Here is a 6,871-nt window from a genome sequence, read left to right on the forward strand (position 1 = left end):
ATTAGCCGATTTGAAACTCGATATAGAGTATTTAAGTCGTACTAAGCAGGTAATTGCTCACTATCATTCTGGTGGCCGAAAAGCCGGACCCAAGCGTTGGGAGTTACCCACTTGGAGCGGCTGGCGAGTTTATTATAAAAAGGCCAGCAAACGCGTGGCCTTAACGTGATACTAGGCAGAGGTGATACGCTTGAGCGTTTCATCTTTTAAGATGAAGTGATGATGAAGCGCTGCCCCCACGTGTAGGGCTAAGACTAGGTAGAGTAAGTTGGCGGCATTGTGGTGAACGAAAGACGCGATACCGCTTAAGGTTTCATTTTTTTCACTTAAGGCGGACAGAGTAAACCAGTTAAATACCGATACATCGTGGCCGCCAGCTAATGACATCATTAAACCAGATATGGGCATGAGCAGCATTAATAGGTACAAAGCAACATGGCCTAAATGAGCCAATTTGAGTTGCCAGCCGTCAGCTAAAGGCGTCGGAACTTTAGTTACTCTATGCCAGGCTATACGCAGTAAAATGGCGGCTAAGGCACATACACCGAAGGCTTTGTGTAAGCTTACCCATTCAAATTTTTCTGCGCCTCGTGGCAGCTCATCCATATATAAAGCAATCGCGATGATGGCGATAAATAGGGCGGCCATAAGCCAATGTATTAGTTTACTGACTAAACCGAATTGTTGATTGTTATTTACAATATTCATCGTGGATATGTCCTTGCTATAAGTAAGGGAAAAGTTAGCACCTGTAGATGACTTGTAAATGACATTTACTTTTTTTTACGCTACTAGATATTTAGCTAAGACCTTGTTGAGTAAACTTTTTAACAGAATGGCGTTTGCTTATTGGGTTGCTGTATTTGGCTATGCTAGCATGGAACCATTGCAGCAAAGGACGGGGAACAGCATTGAAGAAATTCTTTAGCATTATTGTGCTGATTAGCCTGTTAGTGCTGTTAGCTTTAGTGGCTATTGACCGATATATTTCCAGTCAGGTAGCAGGGCAATGGTTTCGCCATATGGATCAGCTCCCAGCTCAGCCGATCGCTTTGGTATTGGGCACCAGTAAGTATGTAGGTAAGCGTTTAAATACCTATTACACTTTCAGAGTAGAAGCCGCAGCCCAGCTTTATCATACCAACAAAGTGAGAGCGCTGATTTTAAGCGGAGATAATGCCACCCGCTACTATAATGAACCTATCACTATGCTAAACGATGTATTGCGCTTGGATGTGCCGCGAGAGCATATTTCTTTAGACTACGCAGGCTTTCGTACCTTTGATTCGGTGGTTCGAGCCAAACAGGTGTTTGGCCAACAAGCGATGATTATTGTGTCTCAGCAATTTCATGTTGAGCGAGCCTTATACATCGCCAATCACTATGGTATTAAAGCTTATGGTTATGTGGTGGATGATGCGCCGAGTGAGTTTCATTGGCGAGTCCGTTTGCGCGAGGTGCTGGCTCGGGCCAAAGCCTTAATTGATATACATATATTAAAAGCGAAACCGCATTTTTTAGGGGAACCTGAAGAAGTGAACATTCGCGAAAACCTTACAGAGAATGAGTGAAGGAAAACCCTATGCTGTTGCGTATTTTGTGTTTTTGTTTGGGCGGTTTAAGCCTCATGGCTCAGGCCGAACAACAGGCGGTTCCTTATGTGGTGGGCGGGCAAGACGCATCACAAAATTACCCGTGGATGGCGCAGGTGTTTGTGGGTGAGTATCGCTGTGGTGGCGTGTTGATTGGTTCATCGTGGGTGTTGACTGCGGCCCACTGTACTTACGATGAAACAAGCGAGAGCAAACATTTGCCGGTAGCCCAAGTCAGCGTGATATTGGGCGTGTATTCCATGGTGGGCTCTGATGACTCGCGGGCGATAGCGGTTAGCGAGATCTATCAGCATCCCAATTATGTTGATCCGGGACAGACCGGTATTGAATATGACTACGATATCAGTCTATTACGCTTGGCCACGCCACAACAGATTGAAGCACCGCTACTTAATGCCAACAGTGTTAGTAGCGCGGTAAATTATGGGGGCTTTATGCGCTTGATAGGGTTTGGCCGCACCAATAACGACCCATTAAACCCCGAATATCCGTCAGTATTGCAGCAGGGTAATTTAAGCCTTTATCAGCCAGAGCTTTGCGCCAATGTTTGGCCAAGTGACAAGCTTAGCCAACAGATGTTTTGTGCCTTTGGTACTGACGTAGATGCTTGCAGTGGTGATAGTGGCGGGCCGGTGTTTATCTCTGAAGGTGAACGTTACCGCTTATTGGGCTTAGTGAGTTGGGGCAATTTATCCTGTCAGGGCAGTCCAGGGGTGTATTCGGATATTGGCTCGATGTGTATCTGGATCAGCGATACCGCCAGCCTAGCCGGAGATAGCAGCTTGCAATGTGTTGAAGCTTTGCCTCCTGCTAGTGGTAGTGGTGGTGGCGGTTTTTGGCTATTGCTATTGGCCTTTCCGCTTGCTTTGATTCGCCGTATCCGCCACCTAGCTTAGGCTCGCTAATCCTTGCTATTACAGGCCGCAATCACTAAAATTGCGGCCTTGTTAATTATTCACTACCTCACAGAGTTTTCACCCAATGCGAGTTGCCGATTTTTCTTTTGTTCTTCCTGATGAGCTGATTGCTCGTTACCCCAAACAGCAACGTCGTGATAGTCGCTTGTTATGCCTTGATGGCAATAGCGGTGAGCTTAAGCATCAGCAGTTTCCTGACTTGCTGGAGTATATTCAGCCCAATGATCTATTGGTATTTAACAATACTCGAGTGATCCCCGCGCGGCTATATGGTCAAAAGCTCAGCGGCGGTAAGTTAGAGGTGCTGGTGGAGCGGGTATTAGATGAACACCGTGTGTTAGCGCATGTGCGTTGTTCTAAGTCACCCAAGCCTGGCACTGGTTTGCGTTTAGCGGATGCTTTTGATGCCACCATGCTAGCGCGCCATGATGCTCTATTTGAGCTGCGCTTCGATGATTCTCGCAGTGTTTTAGAGCTGCTTGAGAGCTATGGTCACATGCCACTGCCGCCCTATATCGACCGCCCCGATGAAGATGCCGATAAAGAGCGCTACCAAACCGTATATAACGAAAAGCCCGGTGCGGTAGCTGCCCCCACAGCCGGCTTGCATTTTGACCAAGAGTTAATGCAACAAATTAAAGACAAAGGTGCCGATACCGCCTTTGTGACACTTCATGTGGGCGCGGGCACTTTTCAGCCGGTGAAGGTGGAGTCGGTTGACCAACATGTAATGCATTCTGAATATGCTGAAGTGAGCGAACAGGTAGTGGCCAAAATCGCCAAAGCCAAAGCGGCGGGTGGGCGAGTGATTGCCATTGGTACTACCTCGGTACGCTCTTTGGAGAGTGCGGCCAAAGATGCCAAAGCTAAAGGCTGCGAGCTACAGGCTTATGCGGCAGAAACCGACATCTTTATTTACCCTGGCTATCAGTTTGAGGTGGTGGACGCGATGGTGACTAATTTTCACCTACCCGAGTCAACCCTGATTATGCTGGTTTCGGCGTTTGCTGGAAAAGACAACATTAGTCGGGCTTATCAACAGGCTATTGAACAGCGTTATCGCTTTTTTAGTTACGGTGATGCGATGTTTTTAACCCGTAAAAACGGTTAAATCTTAGTGGGTGGTGGGCTCTGGCCAGCCACTTGTATTACTCAATTTAAATCGGACTGTTTTTCCGATCTGAGGTGACAAATGAAATATGAATTATTGGCTAAAGACGGCAAGGCCCGTCGCGGCCGTTTAGTATTTGAGCGCGGCACGGTAGAAACTCCAGCCTTTATGCCAGTGGGTACTTACGGTACGGTTAAGGGCATGACGCCAGAAGAAGTGAGTGCGACTGGGGCCGAAATATTACTGGGTAATACCTTCCACCTTTGGCTGCGTCCTGGCCAAGAAGTGATGCGTGCTCACGGCGATTTACATGACTTTATGAACTGGCAAGGCCCTATTTTAACCGATTCGGGCGGTTTTCAGGTGTTCAGCTTAGGTGATATTCGTAATATCACCGAAGAGGGCGTGCACTTCCGTAACCCAGTGAATGGCGATAAGATCTTCTTGACCCCTGAAAAGTCGATGGAAATCCAAAACGACTTGGGCTCTGACATTGTGATGATTTTTGATGAATGTACGCCCTATCCGGCGACTGAAGAGGAAGCCGAAAAGTCCATGCAGATGTCTTTGCGCTGGGCGGCCCGTTCACGCCAACGTCATGATGAGTTAGAAAATAAAAATGCCTTGTTTGGAATTATTCAGGGTGGCGTTTACGAGCACTTGCGTGATGTGTCTTTAGAAGGTTTAACCAACATTGGTTTTGATGGGTATGCGATTGGTGGTTTAGCCGTAGGTGAGCCTAAAGAAGACATGCATCGCATTTTAGACCACGTTGCGCATCGTGTGCCTGAAGATAAACCTCGTTACTTAATGGGCGTGGGTAAACCTGAAGATTTGGTGGAAGGGGTTCGACGTGGCGTTGACATGTTTGATTGCGTGATGCCAACTCGTAATGCCCGCAATGGTCATTTGTTCACCAGTGAAGGGGTGGTAAAGATCCGCAATGCTCGCCATCGCGATGATACCAGCACCCTAGATAAAGAATGTGATTGTTATACCTGTCAAAATTATTCCCGTTCCTACTTGCATCATTTGGACAAGTGTAATGAAATCCTTGGCGCTCGTTTGAATACCATTCATAACCTTCGTCACTATCAACAGTTGATGGAAGGGTTACGTGGGGCCATTGCAGCCGGTAAGTTAGACGATTTTGTCGCAGAGTTTTACGCAAAAATGGGGCGAGAAGTGCCCCCTTTGGCGGAATAATGCACGATTGAGCAAGCGGAACCTTGTTTTTGCTTGCTTAGTCTCCATTTAGTAAGGTAGTTGTACTAATTATCTTAAGTTTTTAATTTTTTAATGAGGGTAACAATGAGCTTATTTATTTCTCCAGCTTATGCCGAAGGCGGCGCAGCAGCTCCTGCTGGCGGTGGTATGGAACTGATTTTCATGATGGCGATTTTCGCCGTTATCTTTTACTTCATGATTTACCGCCCACAATCGAAGCGTGTTAAAGAACATAAAAACTTAATGGCTTCATTGTCTAAAGGTGATGAAGTATTAACCACGGGTGGTTTAGTGGGTAAAATCATTAAGATTTCTGAAGAGAACGAATATTTCCAATTAAGCCTAAGTGACGATACTACCGTTACTCTTAAAAAGGACTTTGTTTCAGCGGTATTGCCAAAGGGCACGTTGAAGTCTCTATAGTAGCAACTCGGTCACAAGGGATAAGATTTTGTTAAATAAATACCCTTGGTGGAAGAATACGATGGTAATCATATTGATTGCCATCGGTTTTCTTTACGCCATGCCAAACTTATACGGAGAGGATCCTGCCGTACAAGTCTCAGGCACTCGGGGCGCTCAAGTCGAGCTTGCCCAATTAGATAAGATTCGCCAACACCTCACCGAACAATCCATTGACTTTCGCTCAGTCGCTTTTGAAGACGGGCTTGCATTAGTTCGCTTGCGTAACGATGCCGACCAACTAAAAGTAAAAAGCCTGTTACATGACATGCTTGGTGATGATTACATTGTCGCGTTGAACTTAGCGCCTGCAACACCGGGATGGCTTGATGCCATTGGTGCTGGTCCGCTAAAACTGGGTCTAGATTTACGTGGTGGTGTGCACTTCCTAATGGAAGTGGACATGGATGCTGCAATTAGCAAAGCCCAAGAAGGCATGATTCAAGATTTTCGCAGCGACTTACGTGAAGAAAAATTGCGTTATGCCGGTGTGAGAAGTGTGGGTGATGCGGTAGTCGTTCGTTTTCGTGATGAAGCTACCTTGGAAAAGGCAATTAGCTTCCTCGATCGTAAATACAGTGAATATCAGTTTGCCAACGAAAGCCAAGGCGACCAGTTTAGCCTTAGTGCTCGTATGACTGAAGCAAAGCTAAAAGAAACTCGCGAATACGCACTTCAGCAAAACATTACCATTATCCGTAACCGGGTAAATGAGTTGGGTGTAGCCGAGCCGCAGGTTCAGCGCCAGGGTGCTGACCGTATTGTGGTGCAGCTACCAGGCGTTCAAGATACTGCCCGCGCCAAAGAAATTTTGGGTGCGACAGCAACTTTAGAATTCCGCATGGTGAATACCGATGCCGACATGCGTGCGGCCGCCGCTGGGCGAGTACCGCCAGGTTCTCAATTAGCTAAGCGTGCTGATGGTTCTCCAGTGGTATTGCGCAATCAGGTGATTTTAACCGGCGACCATATTGTGGGTGCTCAGTCTGGCTTCGACGAATATAGCCGTCCACAAGTTAACATTAGCCTTGATAGCCAAGGTGGTAGCAAAATGGCTGCCTTTACCAAAGATAACGTAGGTCAGTCGATGGCAACTTTGTTCATCGAATACAAACCTACCGGTAAAAAAGATGCTGATGGAAAAACGCTGCTAGAGCGTCAAGAAGAAGTCATTAACGTTGCGACTATTCAATCTCGTTTGGGCCGTAGCTTCCGTATTACCGGTATTGACTCTCCTTCAGAAGCACAAAACCTAGCCTTATTGTTACGTGCCGGTGCCTTGATTGCGCCGATTCAGATTGTTGAAGAACGCACCGTTGGGCCGAGCTTAGGTCAAGACAATATCGATCAAGGTTTCTTGGCAATTGTGGTGGGCTTGCTGGCCTTGCTGGTATTTATGCCTTTGTATTACCGCAAATTTGGTTTGGTGGCCAACGTGGCCCTTATTGCCAACGTTGGGGTGATTATTGGTGTCATGTCGATGATCCCTGGAGCAACCTTAACCTTACCTGGTATGGCGGGCATCGTGCTCACCGTAGGTA

7 protein-coding genes are annotated in these 6,871 nt (G+C 46.9%); 6 read left to right on the forward strand and 1 reads right to left on the reverse strand.

The features are described 5' to 3' along the window. Positions 1-171: 171 nt before the first annotated feature. Positions 172-708, reverse strand: a complete 537-nt coding sequence (locus ACQY6Q_RS07280; protein ID WP_427979643.1) for a cytochrome b — start codon at positions 706-708, stop codon at positions 172-174. 203 nt (positions 709-911) lie between these two features. Between ACQY6Q_RS07280 and ACQY6Q_RS07285 the strand changes: the two genes are divergently transcribed. From ACQY6Q_RS07285 to secD, 6 genes are all read left to right on the forward strand, one after another. Then, on the forward strand, positions 912-1,571 hold the full coding sequence (locus ACQY6Q_RS07285) for a SanA/YdcF family protein (RefSeq protein WP_427979645.1): 660 nt from the start codon (positions 912-914) through the stop codon (positions 1,569-1,571). A gap of 11 nt (positions 1,572-1,582) precedes the next feature. Next, positions 1,583-2,509 carry a S1 family peptidase gene (locus ACQY6Q_RS07290; protein WP_427979648.1) on the forward strand — a complete coding sequence of 309 codons (927 nt, stop codon included), beginning with the start codon at positions 1,583-1,585 and terminating at the stop codon, positions 2,507-2,509. 85 nt (positions 2,510-2,594) lie between these two features. Then, positions 2,595-3,641: a tRNA preQ1(34) S-adenosylmethionine ribosyltransferase-isomerase QueA gene (queA, locus tag ACQY6Q_RS07295; RefSeq protein ID WP_427979651.1), complete on the forward strand. Its 1,047-nt coding sequence runs from the start codon at positions 2,595-2,597 to the stop codon at positions 3,639-3,641. A gap of 81 nt (positions 3,642-3,722) precedes the next feature. After that, entirely contained in the window at positions 3,723-4,847 is a 1,125-nt protein-coding gene (gene tgt / locus ACQY6Q_RS07300) for a tRNA guanosine(34) transglycosylase Tgt (RefSeq protein WP_427979653.1), read from the forward strand. 105 nt (positions 4,848-4,952) lie between these two features. Then, entirely contained in the window at positions 4,953-5,291 is a 339-nt protein-coding gene (gene yajC, locus ACQY6Q_RS07305; RefSeq protein WP_055734848.1) for a preprotein translocase subunit YajC, read from the forward strand. Positions 5,292-5,319: 28 nt separating this feature from the next. Then, positions 5,320-6,871, forward strand: a 1,552-nt coding sequence (secD, locus tag ACQY6Q_RS07310; RefSeq protein ID WP_427979656.1) for a protein translocase subunit SecD, incomplete at its 3' end; no start/stop codon positions are given.

The sequence above is a fragment of the Agarivorans sp. genome (assembly GCF_050295395.1).
Classification (GTDB): Bacteria; Pseudomonadota; Gammaproteobacteria; order Enterobacterales; family Celerinatantimonadaceae; genus Agarivorans.